Origin of the sequence: Bradyrhizobium algeriense, assembly GCF_036924595.1 — a bacterium.
GTDB lineage: Bacteria > Pseudomonadota > Alphaproteobacteria > Rhizobiales > Xanthobacteraceae > Bradyrhizobium > Bradyrhizobium algeriense.
Genome location: NZ_JAZHRV010000001.1, coordinates 5,460,722 through 5,472,570, shown reverse-complemented (window position 1 = coordinate 5,472,570; position 11,849 = coordinate 5,460,722). Strand labels below are relative to the sequence as shown.

At 63.6% G+C, this 11,849-nt stretch carries 12 protein-coding genes; 6 read left to right on the top strand and 6 right to left on the bottom strand.

Annotation, left to right across the window (positions count from 1 at the left end):
- The first annotated feature begins 10 nt into the window (after nucleotides 1-10).
- Nucleotides 11-1,027, top strand: coding sequence for a methyltransferase (locus V1286_RS26475; RefSeq protein WP_465249079.1), 1,017 nt, complete (start codon nucleotides 11-13; stop codon nucleotides 1,025-1,027).
- A gap of 51 nt (nucleotides 1,028-1,078) precedes the next feature.
- Here V1286_RS26475 and V1286_RS26470 read toward each other — a convergent pair whose 3' ends face one another.
- The 3 genes from V1286_RS26470 to V1286_RS26460 all read right to left on the bottom strand — a co-directional run bounded on the left by V1286_RS26470 (nucleotide 1,079) and on the right by V1286_RS26460 (nucleotide 3,860).
- Nucleotides 1,079-2,581: a flavin-containing monooxygenase gene (locus V1286_RS26470; protein ID WP_334484539.1), complete on the bottom strand. Its 1,503-nt coding sequence runs from the start codon at nucleotides 2,579-2,581 to the stop codon at nucleotides 1,079-1,081.
- Between the two features lie 83 nt (nucleotides 2,582-2,664).
- The gene (locus V1286_RS26465; RefSeq protein ID WP_334484536.1) at nucleotides 2,665-3,507 is read right to left on the bottom strand and encodes an AAA family ATPase; all 843 of its coding nucleotides are present in this window, start codon (nucleotides 3,505-3,507) and stop codon (nucleotides 2,665-2,667) included.
- Nucleotides 3,508-3,617: 110 nt separating this feature from the next.
- Nucleotides 3,618-3,860 carry a GlsB/YeaQ/YmgE family stress response membrane protein gene (locus tag V1286_RS26460; protein WP_334484533.1) on the bottom strand — a complete coding sequence of 81 codons (243 nt, stop codon included), beginning with the start codon at nucleotides 3,858-3,860 and terminating at the stop codon, nucleotides 3,618-3,620.
- A gap of 141 nt (nucleotides 3,861-4,001) precedes the next feature.
- Between V1286_RS26460 and V1286_RS26455 the strand changes: the two genes are divergently transcribed.
- The 3 genes from V1286_RS26455 (at nucleotide 4,002) to sseA (ending at nucleotide 6,747) form a co-directional block, all read left to right on the top strand.
- The gene (locus V1286_RS26455; RefSeq protein WP_108518902.1) at nucleotides 4,002-5,177 is read left to right on the top strand and encodes a vWA domain-containing protein; all 1,176 of its coding nucleotides are present in this window, start codon (nucleotides 4,002-4,004) and stop codon (nucleotides 5,175-5,177) included.
- 149 nt (nucleotides 5,178-5,326) lie between these two features.
- A complete protein-coding gene (locus V1286_RS26450; RefSeq protein ID WP_057836457.1) occupies nucleotides 5,327-5,740 on the top strand; it encodes a rhodanese-like domain-containing protein in 414 nt (137 codons plus the stop codon).
- Between the two features lie 152 nt (nucleotides 5,741-5,892).
- Nucleotides 5,893-6,747: a 3-mercaptopyruvate sulfurtransferase gene (sseA, locus tag V1286_RS26445; RefSeq protein ID WP_334484529.1), complete on the top strand. Its 855-nt coding sequence runs from the start codon at nucleotides 5,893-5,895 to the stop codon at nucleotides 6,745-6,747.
- A gap of 12 nt (nucleotides 6,748-6,759) precedes the next feature.
- Here the strand turns inward: sseA and V1286_RS26440 are convergent, their stop codons facing one another.
- Nucleotides 6,760-7,566, bottom strand: coding sequence for a hypothetical protein (locus V1286_RS26440; protein ID WP_334484527.1), 807 nt, complete (start codon nucleotides 7,564-7,566; stop codon nucleotides 6,760-6,762).
- A 346-nt stretch (nucleotides 7,567-7,912) separates the two neighbouring features.
- On the opposite strand from V1286_RS26440, the gene V1286_RS26435 reads away from it, so the two are divergent.
- Both V1286_RS26435 and V1286_RS26430 read left to right on the top strand, forming a co-directional pair.
- On the top strand, nucleotides 7,913-9,214 hold the full coding sequence (locus V1286_RS26435; protein WP_334484524.1) for a L,D-transpeptidase: 1,302 nt from the start codon (nucleotides 7,913-7,915) through the stop codon (nucleotides 9,212-9,214).
- Nucleotides 9,215-9,411: 197 nt separating this feature from the next.
- Entirely contained in the window at nucleotides 9,412-10,377 is a 966-nt protein-coding gene (locus tag V1286_RS26430; RefSeq protein ID WP_334484522.1) for an NAD-dependent epimerase/dehydratase family protein, read from the top strand.
- Between the two features lie 108 nt (nucleotides 10,378-10,485).
- Here the strand turns inward: V1286_RS26430 and V1286_RS26425 are convergent, their stop codons facing one another.
- Both V1286_RS26425 and V1286_RS26420 read right to left on the bottom strand, forming a co-directional pair.
- Entirely contained in the window at nucleotides 10,486-11,445 is a 960-nt protein-coding gene (locus V1286_RS26425) for a D-2-hydroxyacid dehydrogenase family protein (RefSeq protein ID WP_334484520.1), read from the bottom strand.
- A gap of 125 nt (nucleotides 11,446-11,570) precedes the next feature.
- Entirely contained in the window at nucleotides 11,571-11,765 is a 195-nt protein-coding gene (locus V1286_RS26420) for a hypothetical protein (protein WP_190241936.1), read from the bottom strand.
- Nucleotides 11,766-11,849: the final 84 nt, after the last annotated feature.

Genomic DNA, 11,849 nt, shown 5'->3' with positions numbered 1-11,849 from the left:
GGGAGGCACGATGTCATCGCAAGTATCGGCCCTCAGGCTTTTCGATTTGATCCAATCGCACCGTGTCACGGCGGTGATCTATGTCGCGGCCAGGCTCGGGCTCGCCGAGTTGCTGCGGGACGGGCCGCAGACGCTTGGCAAGCTCGCCAAGGCAACCGGCGCGGATCAACGGGCGCTTGGCCGCCTGCTCACCGCGCTCTCCACCATCGGCATATTCTCGCGTAGCGGCGAAGATCGCTACGCATTGACGGAAGTGGGCGCCTGCCTCGACAGCGCCGCCGAGCAATCGTTCAAAGGCTGGGCAATCTTAGAAGGCGAGATGATTTCAAAAGCCTGGAGCGGAATGCTTGAATCCGTGATGACCGGCAAGACTGCAGCGGAATTGCAGGGCCTTGCCAACACTTTCGAGCTGATGGGTCGAACACCTGAAATCGTCGACAAGTTCAATGCTGCGATGACAGAGCTCACGCGGCTGGTAACGCCGGATGTCCTTCGCGCCTACGATTTCAGCGGGATACGCCATCTGATGGACGTCGGCGGCGGATCCGGCGAATTGCTCGGCGCCATCGCACAGCAAAACCGGGAACTGCGCGGAACTGTTTTCGATCTTCCGAGGTGCGCCGAGGCCGCAAGCAAGCATCTCAGGCAGACCGGCGTCGGTGACCGCGTGGACTTCGCCGCCGGCGATTTCTTCAAGTCCGTGCCGGCGCTCGCGGATGCGATCATCCTCAAGAGCATTATTCACGACTGGGATGATGCGCGCAGCGTCACGATCCTGCAAAACTGTCGCAAGGCGCTCCCGGGCGGCGGCAAATTGCTTCTGGTGGAACGGCTGATGCCGGAGACGCCAACCATGGCAGTTGAGGACAGGGAGCAGGCGTTGAGCGATCTGAATATGCTTCGCGGGCCCGGAGGGCTCGAGCGCACGAGAGAGCAATTTCGCGAATTGCTCGACCGAAGCGGCTTCGATCTGGTCACGACGTATTCAGCCGGCCGCTTCAATCTGATTGAGGCGCGTCCCGCTTGAGGTCGGTCGAGTGACGGGATGTCTCCGTCACTCGACGCCCATCATCAGGACTCAGCCGTAAACGAACGCCTTGTCCTTCAGATCAATGGCCGGGAATTCGTCCTTCTCGGCCCAGTAATCCTGGTTGTGCTGCCATTCCGGCTTTTCGCCGCGCTTGGGCAGCAAATGCATGCCGCGCATCATGTAGCCGGGATTGAAGTTTTCGGGATCGATCCACGGCAACAGCGGCATGTTGTGGTCTTCGGGACGCAACGCCGGCGTCACCTTTTTCGCGCCGGTCTCCTTCATGTGCGTGAGCAGCCGGCAGACGAAGTCGGCGACGAGATCGACGCGCAGCGTCCAGCTCGCGCGGAAATAGCCGAACACCCAGACGAGGTTCGGCACGCCGGTGAACATCATGCCGCGATAGGTCACGGTGTCGGCGAAGTCGAGCGGCTTGCCGTCGATGGCGAATTCGATGTCGCCATTGGCACAGAGGTTGAAGCCGGTCGCTGTCACGATGATGTCGGCTTCAAGCTCCTTGCCGGATTTCAGCAAAATGCCCTTTTCGGTGAAGCGGTCGATCTCGTCGGTGACGACGGAGGCCTTGCCGGACTTGATGCCCTGGAACAGGTCGCCGTCCGGGATGAACGCGATGCGCTGTCGCCACGGCCGATACTTTGGCGTGAAGTGAGTGGCGATGTCGTAGTCCTTGCCGAGATAGGCTTCGACCGCCGACAGCAAATCCTTCTTGGCCGCCTCCGGCTCCGCGAACGTCTTGCGCGTGAAGGCGTCCTGATCGAACAGGATTTTTCGCCGCGTGATTTCGTGGATCCAGGTCTCGTCGACCTGCAGTTTCCGCAGCTCCTCGGCGATTTCGATCGCATTGCGCCCGGTGCGGAAATAGGTCGGCGAACGCTGCAGCATCGTGACATGCGCGCAATCGCCCGCCAGCGCCGGGATCAGCGTCGCCGCCGTGGCACCCGAGCCGATCACGATCATGCGCTTGTTCTTGTAGTCGAGGTCTTCAGGCCATTTCTGCGGATGGACGATGCGGCCCTTGAACCTGGCCATGTCCTTCCATTCCGGCGTGTAGCCCTCGGTGTGGCGGTAATAGCCCTGGCACATCCAGAAGAAATTGGTGGTGAAGCGAAGGTTTTCGCCGGTGTCGGTGCGGGTGGCTTCGATGGTCCAGAGGTTTTCCTCACTCGACCATTTCGCGGAGGTGATGGTGTGCTGATAGCGGATGTGCGGCGCGAGATCGTTCTCCTCGATCACCTCGCCCATGTATTTCAGGATTTCGGCGGCGCTTGCGATCGGCGCTGATGTCCATGGCTTGAAGCGGTAGCCGAACGTATGCAGGTCGCTGTCGGAGCGAATGCCCGGATAGCGATGCGTGGTCCAGGTGCCGCCAAAAGTCTTTTGCGCTTCCAGCGCGACGAAGCTCGTTCCCGGGCATTGCGTGGTGAGGTGATAGGCAGCCCCAACGCCCGAAATCCCGGCGCCGGCGATCAGGACGTCGAAATGCGCTGAGGCGCGGGGTGAAGCCCTGTCGATCTGGGTTTGAACGTTCATCTTCCCTGTTCTTTTTGGTTTGTTGTGTTTTGAAAGCAAAACGCCAGAACCTTGGGGTTCTGGCGCCGTAGGTCGTCAGCGAATTACACTTCGCGGCGGCTGAGGAACGCCAGCCGCTCGAACAGGTGCACGTCCTGTTCGTTCTTGAGCAGCGCGCCATGCAGCGGCGGGATCAGCTTGCGCGGGTCGCGCTCCCTGAGCATTTCCGGGGTGATGTCCTCGTTCAAGAGCAGCTTGAGCCAGTCGAGCAGCTCGGAGGTCGAGGGCTTCTTCTTCAGGCCCGGCACTTCGCGCACCTCGAAGAATATCCGCAGCGCTTCTTCCACCAGCCGCTTCTTGATGCCGGGGAAGTGCACGTCGACGACCCGGCCCATGGTGTCGGCGTCGGGGAACTTGATGTAATGGAAGAAGCAGCGGCGCAGGAAGGCGTCCGGCAGTTCCTTCTCGTTGTTCGAGGTGATCATCACGATCGGGCGCAGGCTCGCCTTGATGTTCTCGCCGGTCTCGTAGACGAAGAACTCCATGCGATCGAGTTCGAGCAGCAGGTCGTTGGGAAATTCGATGTCGGCCTTGTCGATTTCGTCGATCAGAAGCACCGGGCGCTTCTCGTGAGTGAAGGCGTCCCACAATTTGCCGCGCTTGATGTAGTTCGAGATGTCGGAAACCCGGGGATCGCCGAGCTGGCTGTCGCGCAGGCGCGACACCGCGTCGTATTCGTACAGGCCCTGCTGCGCCTTGGTGGTGGACTTGATGTGCCAGGTCAGCAGTGGTGCGCCGAGCGCTTTGGCGACTTCCTCCGCCAGCACGGTCTTGCCGGTGCCGGGCTCGCCCTTGATCAGCAGCGGGCGCTCGAGCACGATCGAGGCGTTGACGGCGATCTTGAGGTCGTCGGTGGCGACATAGTCCTTGGTGCCGGTAAATTTCATCTATCCGTTTGCCTTCTCGTGCCTTGTTGTTTCGTTCTTGGGCCGCTTGCGGCCTGAACAGTAAACGACCGCCGGTCCGGCGGTCGCGATTGAAATTGATGTGCCTGTCCTCAGCGTCTGATCAGCGACAGGATGACCAGAATGATCACCGCGCCGATGGTGGCGTTGATGATGTCGCGGACCCAGCCGGCGCCGAGGCTGACGCCCAGTTGCGGCAACAACCAACTCGCCAGCAGCGCGCCGATGATGCCGACCACGATATTGCCGATCAGCCCGAAGCCCGCGCCGCGCACGATCAGCCCAGCAAGCCAGCCCGCGATACCGCCAATGATCAGCGCCGCAATGATGCCCATTGAATTTCCCCTGCCGGAATAAGCCGTTTATGGCTCAATTGTAATTGAAAAAGCCTCCCGGTCTAGGTCTGACAGCTATGCGCCGGCCCTTGACGTGCGCCGGCTCTTGACGTGTGCGGTCCGGCGCGCAATCTGTATCCCATGTTCCTGCAATTCTTCACATCGCTGCGCGACGCGCAGGTCCCGGTGACCCTGCGTGAATATCTGACGCTGATGGAGGCGCTCGACGCCGACCTCGCCGATCAGACGGTCGAGAATTTCTACTATCTCTCCCGCGCCGCCCTGGTGAAGGACGAGCGCAACCTCGACAAGTTCGACCGCGTCTTCGGCACCGTGTTCAAGGGGCTGGAAAGCCTGCTGGATGCGATGGAGAAGGCGGACATTCCCGCCGAGTGGCTGAAGAAGCTTGCGGAAAAATACCTCACCGAGGAAGAGAAGAAGCAGATCGAGGCGATGGGCTGGGACAAGCTCATGGAGACGCTTCGCCAGCGCCTGAAGGAACAGCAGGGCCGCCATCAGGGCGGCAACAAGTGGATCGGCACGGCAGGAACCTCGCCGTTCGGTGCCCATGGCTACAATCCCGAGGGCGTGCGGATCGGGCAGGAAAAGAACCGCAACAACCGCGCCGTGAAGGTGTGGGACAAGCGCGAGTTCAAAGATCTCGACGGCAATGTCGAGCTCGGCATTCGCAACATCAAGATCGCGCTGCGCCGCCTGCGAAAATTCGCCCGCACCGGCGCGCCCGACGAACTCGATCTGGACACCACGATCAGGGAGACCGCCAACCACGGCTATCTCGATGTGCACATGCGGCCCGAGCGTCGCAATGCGGTGAAGGTTTTGGTGTTCTTCGATATCGGCGGCTCGATGGATTCGCATATCGAGCAGGTCGAGGAGCTGTTCTCGGCGGCGAAGTCCGAGTTCAAGCACATGGAGTATTTCTACTTCCACAACTGCCTCTATGAAGGCGTCTGGAAGCAGAACAAGCGCCGCTTCACCGACCGCACGCCGACCTGGGATGTGCTGCACAAGTATCCGCACGACTACAAGGTGGTGTTCGTCGGCGACGCCTCGATGAGCCCTTACGAGATCATGGTGCCGGGCGGCTCGGTCGAGCATGTCAACGAGGAGGCCGGCTCGGTCTGGCTGGAGCGCATCACGCGTACCTATCCGCACACCGTGTGGCTCAATCCGGTGGCGCAGAAGCACTGGGACTATTCGGAATCCACCACCATCATCCGCCGGCTGCTTTCGGAGCGCATGTACCCGATTACGATCGAAGGCCTCGAAGGCGCGATGAAGGAGTTGGTGCGGTAGGCCATCGGCGTCATTCCGGGGCGCGAAGCGAACCCGGAATCTAGAGGTTACTTCACTCGATCGAGATTCTCCGATGTGCTATTGCACATCGTAGTTCGATGCTCCGCATCGCCCCGGAATGACGGCAAGAAAAACGAAAGGCGCAATCAATGCCCCAGACCATCCACCGCGGGATCAAATCCCTGATCGACGAAGCGAACGCTGCGATCGAGACCGTCAGCGCCGCTGACGCCATCAAGGCCGCGCAAGATCCCAATGTCGTGATCGTCGATATCAGAGACCCCCGCGAGATCGAGCGCGAGGGCAAGATCCCCGGCGCGTTCTCCTGCACGCGCGGCATGCTGGAATTCTGGATCGATCCGCAAAGCCCCTACGCCAAGCCGATCTTCCAGGAGGACAAGAAGTTCATCTTTCACTGCGCCGGCGGACTTCGCTCGGCGCTCGCGGCCAAGACCGCGCAGGACATGGGCCTGAAGCCGGTCGCCCATATGGGCGGCGGTTTCGCCGCCTGGCGCGACGCCGGCGGCCCGGTCGAGAAGTGGGAGCCGAAGAAGAAGGGGTGAATACCCCAACCACAGTCATTCCGGGGCGATGCGCAGCATCGAACTATGATGTACAATTGTACATCAAAGAATCTCGAGATTCCCCGATGCGCAATTGCGCATCTGAGGTCTGGTCCTTCGGACCATCCCGGAATGACAAGGAATTTGCACTGATGCCCACCACCACCGACCCGCTCGTCTCCACCGAATGGCTCGCCGCGCACCTGAACGATCCCGGCGTCAAGGTGATCGACGCCTCGTTCAAGATGCCGGGCGTGCGGCCGCTGCCGAAGGACGATTATCTCGCCGCGCATATCCCGGGCGCGGTGTTCTTCGACGTCGACGCGGTGTCCGATCATTCTAACCCGCTGCCGCACATGTTTCCTTCCGCTGAACAGTTCGGCCGCGACGTCGGCGGACTCGGGATCGGCAATGACGACACGGTTGTGCTCTACGATTCCGGCGGCTGGGTCGCCGCACCCCGGGTGTGGTGGATGTTCCTGTCGTTCGGCAAGGACGTGCGCGTGCTCAATGGCGGCCTGAAGAAGTGGGTCGCCGAAGGCCGCAAGGTCGAGAAGGGTGAGGTGACGCCGAAGCCTGCGACCTTCAAGGCGACGTTCGACGCGCGGCGCACGCGCAGCATGCAGCAGCTCATCGCCAATCTCGCCAGCCGGGCCGAGCAGGTGATCGATGCGCGCGCCAACGAGCGCTATCAGGGAAAGGTGGCCGAGCCGCGGGCGGGCCTTCGCTCCGGGCATATCCCGGGCAGCCTCAGCCTGCCCTACAACCACCTGTTCGATGCCGCGACCGGCACGATGAAATCGCTGGACGAATTGCGCGCGGCGTTCTCGGGCGCCGGCGTGAAGCTCGACGCACCGATCGTGACCAGTTGCGGCTCCGGTGTCAGCGCCGCCGTGCTGACGCTGGCGCTCTATCGCCTCGGCGTCGAGAACCCGGCGCTCTATGACGGCTCATGGACGGAGTGGGGCGCGGCGGATGGTCCGCCGGTCGCGACCGGTCCGGCCTGACCAACCCAGAAGCTACCTTGTCGCGCGCGTCACCGGGAGCGGCGGGAAGAACGGATTGGGTTGTTGCTGCTGCAGAGTCAGCGTTGCCTCACGCGCGATGCGCGCGCGGCGTGCTGCAGCAATCCGCCGCCGTTCCCGGGCCCGCTCTGCGGCTCTCTTCTGGACGGCGCTGCGGTCCGGCTTCGCTTCCGTGGTCGATGTCTTTTCATCGATGAGGACGGCGGGACCGCCGAGCGTCGCGATCAGGGTCGTGGCGATACTGCCTTCGAACGACGGGATATCCGCTGCTGGCTCCGGCGAAGTTGCAGGCGGAGTGGCCGCGGCAGGTTCCGGTGTTGCGGCGATGGCGGCGATCTTCACTTCCGCATTGGCCACGGGCGCCTCGGTTCCGGCCGCCGCAGGGGCCGGAGCTGCCGATGTCTCCGCGCTTGCCTCCTGCGCCGGGTCTTCCGGCTTTGCCGCTTCAACCTGCATCGGCTCAGCCGGACTCACGGCTGCCAGTTTCTCGGGCTCCGCCGGACTGGCGTCGAGGGCCTGTCCGGCCGACGCCGGGACGTCCGGGGCTGCTGCCGGAACTGCGGAAGGGACATTCTCCGCCGGCTTCTCCGCGGCCGGCGGATCGACCCGCAACAGCGCCAGCGTCGGCGGCGGGCCGTCATTCAGTCGGGCAAACATCGGCTCGGGCGTCGCCCGCCGCGAGGGAAGGTTGGCAAATTCCTCATGCGCGGAGCGCAACAGGGCGGCGGCGCCAAGCCCAAAAACCAGGACCGACATCGACAGGACGATGGCGGTGAACAGGAAACGAAAGCCGGGAAGCATGGACTCGAGTTCCACCCTCCTTGATCGCTGGAGGGTTATTGATTGCCAGGGGAACGCGGTGACCACTATGTGGCCTGATTCGTGAGGCGCGCGTGCGTGCGCGCGAATCAGGCCGATTTGAGAGTATCTCAGTGCGCGGTGGCTTTTTGTTGCAAAATCTTCGGTCTGAAGTCGCTGACCATCCACAATGGCGATTTCCGGCGCGCTGAGGCATCTGTGCCGCAGCCGGGCGGCGATCACAAATGACTGGAACGGGCCGAATTTCGCGGACTTGTCTTGAATGTGCCGCTATCTTCCGTCATCTGCCGTTAACCGTCCGGTGGGGCTTGGGGTCTATAAAAAGGCGATGATGAATAACCGCATTCTGACGATTTGTGCCGCCATGGCCGCTGGCTTGGCGGGTACTTCGCTCGCCCATGCGCAGCAGGGCTATCCCGCCCAAGGTCAGCTCTATTCGACGGCTCCGGGACCGTATGTTCCCGGTGGCTATGCGACTGATGAACGCCGCCGCCCCGGCGAACCCGATTTCGACGCACTTGATGATGACGACGCGCCGGACGGTCAGAACGCGGCCGCGTTGCCGCCGCCCGGCCCGGTGCTGTCACCCAGCGATCCGCGCTATGGCCGTCCGGCCGCCGCCCCGGCCTATTCGGACCGCGGCACGCCTGTTTATTCTGACCGCGGCGCCCCGACGCCGACTGGCCCGATCCTTTCGCCCGACGATCCGCGTTACGGCCGCCCGGCCGGTCCGCCGCCGGTGATCTATGCGGACCGCCCGCCCGGTCAGCAGCAGCAGCCGGCCTATTCGGATCGCGGCGACAGCCGCATTCCCGGCGCCGGCATCGTTTATCCGAACGACGACCGCGCTGGCCTGCGCCCGCCGGGAGCAATCGGCGCCGCACCGGCGCCCGGCGCTACCGGCGCGCTCCCGCAACCGCAGCAGCCTTCGGTTGGCGCCGACGGCAGGCCGGTGCAGCTCGCTGCGCTGCCGCCGGAAGAGCAGCCGGAAGTGGGCCCTGCGCAGCTTCCGGCGCACCTGCGCCGTCAGGAAGTGTCCTTTGCGACCAAGGAGCCCGCGGGCACCATCGTCGTCGATACCTCGAACACCCACCTCTATTACGTGCTTGGTGGCGGCCGCGCGATCCGCTACGGCGTCCGCGTCGGCCGCGACGGTTTTACCTGGAACGGCGTGCAGAAGATCAGCCGCAAGGCCGAGTGGCCGGATTGGCATCCGCCGACCGAGATGATCGAGCGTCAGCCCTATCTGCCGCGCTTCATGGCCGGCGGCCCCGGCAATCCGCTCGGCGCGCGGGCGATGTATCTCGGTTCGACCATTTACCGCATCCACGGCACCAACCAGCCCTCGACGATCGGCAAGTTCGTCTCCTCGGGCTGCATCGGCATGCTGAACGAGGACGTCTCGGATCTGTTCGAGCGCGCCAAGGTCGGCACCCGCGTGGTGGTGATGCCCGGTGGGGCGCCGCCCGCCAACACCGCAAGCGCGTCGGCCGCCCCGTCGCCGTCCGCTGGCCCGGCTGCCGCAGCAGCCCCGGGACCGGCTTCTCAGGCCCAACTGGCGCCTGTTCCCGGCGCGCAGCAGCCGACGACGGTGGTGCCGCCGCTGCCCGCGCCGGTCACGATTCGCTGATCGGGCGGTCGTCGAACAAGCATCTGAGGCGCGCCGAGAGCGCGCCTTTTTTGTTGGGGTACGAGGTGCAATCGGCCCCCGGCTGATCTGAGTTCCGCAACTCGCACAGATTTTCACCGCCGCCACATTCGCACGCTTGATTTCACATTCGCTCCGACTACCTGCCGCTCGGTCGCAACGAATATGAGGATCACGCCATGCGAATTCTTGTTGCGGGCGCCACCGGCGCTGTCGGCCTTCAGCTCGTTCCGCAGCTCATTGCAGCCGGTCATTCCGTCGTCGGCACAACGCGAACGCCGGCGAAGGCCGCGATCATCAAACGAATGGGCGCGGAACCTGCGATCGCCAATGGGCTCGACGCGCCGGCCATTCTCGACACCGTGATCGCGGCGAGGCCCGACATCATCATCGACCAGATGACCGATCTGGCTAATGTCACGGATATCAGGCATTTCGATCGTGCCTTCGCCACCACCAACCGGTTGCGCACGGAAGGCACCGATTTCCTGTTGGCGGCCGCCCGCGAAGCCGGGGTGAAACGTTTCATCGCCCAGAGCTTCTGCGGCTGGACCTACGGCCGCGGCGGCGAACAGGTCAAGACGGAGGCCGATGCGCTGGATCCCGATCCGCCGGAGGAGCTGCACCGCACCCTGCAAGCGATCCGGCATCTGGAGGACGCCGTCACCGGCTCGGCGAACCCTGAGGGGATTGTCCTGCGATATGGATCATTCTACGGCCCGGACACCGGGATGCTCTCGCGCGCCATGATCGACCAGTTGCGCCGCCGGCGCGTGCCGCTGATCGGCGGCGGTGGCGGCCAGTGGTCGTTCATCCACGTCGATGATGCGGCCGCCGCTACCGTGGCTGCGGTCGAGCGCGGCAAGTCCGGCGCCATCTACAACATCGTCGATGATGAGCCGGCGCAGGTCAGCGAATGGCTGCCCGCCCTTGCCGCCTTGCTCGGCGCCAGGCCGCCGATTCGCGTGCCGGCCTGGCTTGGCCGGCTGTTCGCCGGGGAGCACCTGGTTTCGATGATGACCGAGGTAGGGGCAGGCTCCAACGCCAAGGCCCGGCAGGAACTGGGCTGGCGGCCGGCGCATCCGTCGTGGCGCCAGGGATTTGCGGAGGTCGCGAGCCGGGCCACCACGCAACATGCGGCCTGAGCGCGGCAATAGCGTTTTCGAGCGAAGTGGACGCCGGTTCGCGTCAAGAAAACGCGTCAAAACAAGAAGCTAGAGCTCAGTTCTGATTCAATCAGAACCGATAGCGCTCTACGCCAGCCGCTGCTTCGGCTCGCCCTTGAACCAGGTGTCGATGCCCTCGACCATCTGCTGATAGTGACTTCGAAAGCTGTCCTCGGTGACGTAGCCGAGATGCGGCGTCAGCACCATGTTGTCGAGCTTGCGGAACGGATGGTCGACCGGCAGCGGCTCGACCGAGAACACGTCGGCGCCGGCGCCCGCGATCTTCTTTTGCGTCAGCGCCTCCAGCAGCGCGCCTTCGTCGACGATCGGTCCGCGCGCGGTGTTGACGAGGTAGGCGGTCGGCTTCATCCGCGCGAGGTCGTCACGCCCGACCAGCCCGCGCGAGCGCTGGCTCAGCACCACATGGATGGTGACGATGTCGGCGGTCGAGAACAGCTCTTCCTTGCTGGCGTAGGTAACGCCGGCTTCCTGGCACTTCTCCGGTGTCAGGTTCGGACTCCAGGCGATCACGTTCATGCCGAAGGCCTGCGCCAGTTTCGACACCTTGGTGCCGAGCTTGCCGAGGCCGATCACCCCGAGCGTCCGGCCCTCGATCTCCATGCCGACGAATTTTTGCAACGGCTCGCCGGCATGCATGCGGGCGTTTTCGCGGCCGATATTGCGGGTCAGTTCCAGGATCAGGCCCATGGTCAGAGGCGCGGTCGGGTCACGGCCCCATTGCGTGCCGCATAGCATCACCTTGTGCTCCTTGGCGGCTTCCATATCGATGGCGGCATTGCGCATGCCCGAGGTGATCAGGAGTTTCAGGTTGGGCAGCGCCGCAAACATCGTGCGCGGGAACGGGGTGCGTTCGCGCATCGCGCAGACGATCTCGAAATCCCTAAGTGCACTGGCCGCGGCTTCGGCGGTCGCAAACGGCTGGTTGAACACCGTGACGTCGACGCGGTCGGATACTTTGGACCAGTCGGCGACCGAGAGCGCCACATTGAGATAGTCGTCGAGGATTGCACAGCGCAGCCGCGTCATGGGAGGTCCGTTGGTGGCGAGGATGACGGCCGGAAGCGGCCGTCGGGGAAGTCGCCATCGTTGCGCGCAATCAGAGATGGCGCAAGCGGACTTAAATGCGGGGCTGCCTCAAATAACCGGATAGCTCAGTTCGAACGGCCGGGATGCTTGGCGCGCCAGGCCGGGCCCGGGCCGCGCATATAGTGCAGTTCCGGCCGGTAGGGATCGAACGCTTTGGCGATGAACTGGCGCAGGAAGGCGCGGAGTTCTGCGAAGGGTTTTTCCAGTCCGTCGCGGCTGTTCGCCGGGGCGTGCAGGGATGCCGAGCTGATCGTAGCCATGACGCGGGCCCTTTTTCAGTCGCGGCGGCTGGCCGCGTAAACGCCTTATTCGGCGCCTGAAAACGAGTTTTCGCCTGATTTATT

Coding starts and splice junctions, on each gene's coding strand:
- V1286_RS26475 (WP_465249079.1), top strand. CDS start 11: ATGTCATCGCAAGTATCGGCCCTCAGGCTTTTCGATTTGATCCAATCG.
- V1286_RS26470 (WP_334484539.1), bottom strand. CDS start 2,581: ATGAACGTTCAAACCCAGATCGACAGGGCTTCACCCCGCGCCTCAGCG.
- V1286_RS26465 (WP_334484536.1), bottom strand. CDS start 3,507: ATGAAATTTACCGGCACCAAGGACTATGTCGCCACCGACGACCTCAAG.
- V1286_RS26460 (WP_334484533.1), bottom strand. CDS start 3,860: ATGGGCATCATTGCGGCGCTGATCATTGGCGGTATCGCGGGCTGGCTT.
- V1286_RS26455 (WP_108518902.1), top strand. CDS start 4,002: ATGTTCCTGCAATTCTTCACATCGCTGCGCGACGCGCAGGTCCCGGTG.
- V1286_RS26450 (WP_057836457.1), top strand. CDS start 5,327: ATGCCCCAGACCATCCACCGCGGGATCAAATCCCTGATCGACGAAGCG.
- sseA (WP_334484529.1), top strand. CDS start 5,893: ATGCCCACCACCACCGACCCGCTCGTCTCCACCGAATGGCTCGCCGCG.
- V1286_RS26440 (WP_334484527.1), bottom strand. CDS start 7,566: ATGCTTCCCGGCTTTCGTTTCCTGTTCACCGCCATCGTCCTGTCGATG.
- V1286_RS26435 (WP_334484524.1), top strand. CDS start 7,913: ATGATGAATAACCGCATTCTGACGATTTGTGCCGCCATGGCCGCTGGC.
- V1286_RS26430 (WP_334484522.1), top strand. CDS start 9,412: ATGCGAATTCTTGTTGCGGGCGCCACCGGCGCTGTCGGCCTTCAGCTC.
- V1286_RS26425 (WP_334484520.1), bottom strand. CDS start 11,445: ATGACGCGGCTGCGCTGTGCAATCCTCGACGACTATCTCAATGTGGCG.
- V1286_RS26420 (WP_190241936.1), bottom strand. CDS start 11,765: ATGGCTACGATCAGCTCGGCATCCCTGCACGCCCCGGCGAACAGCCGC.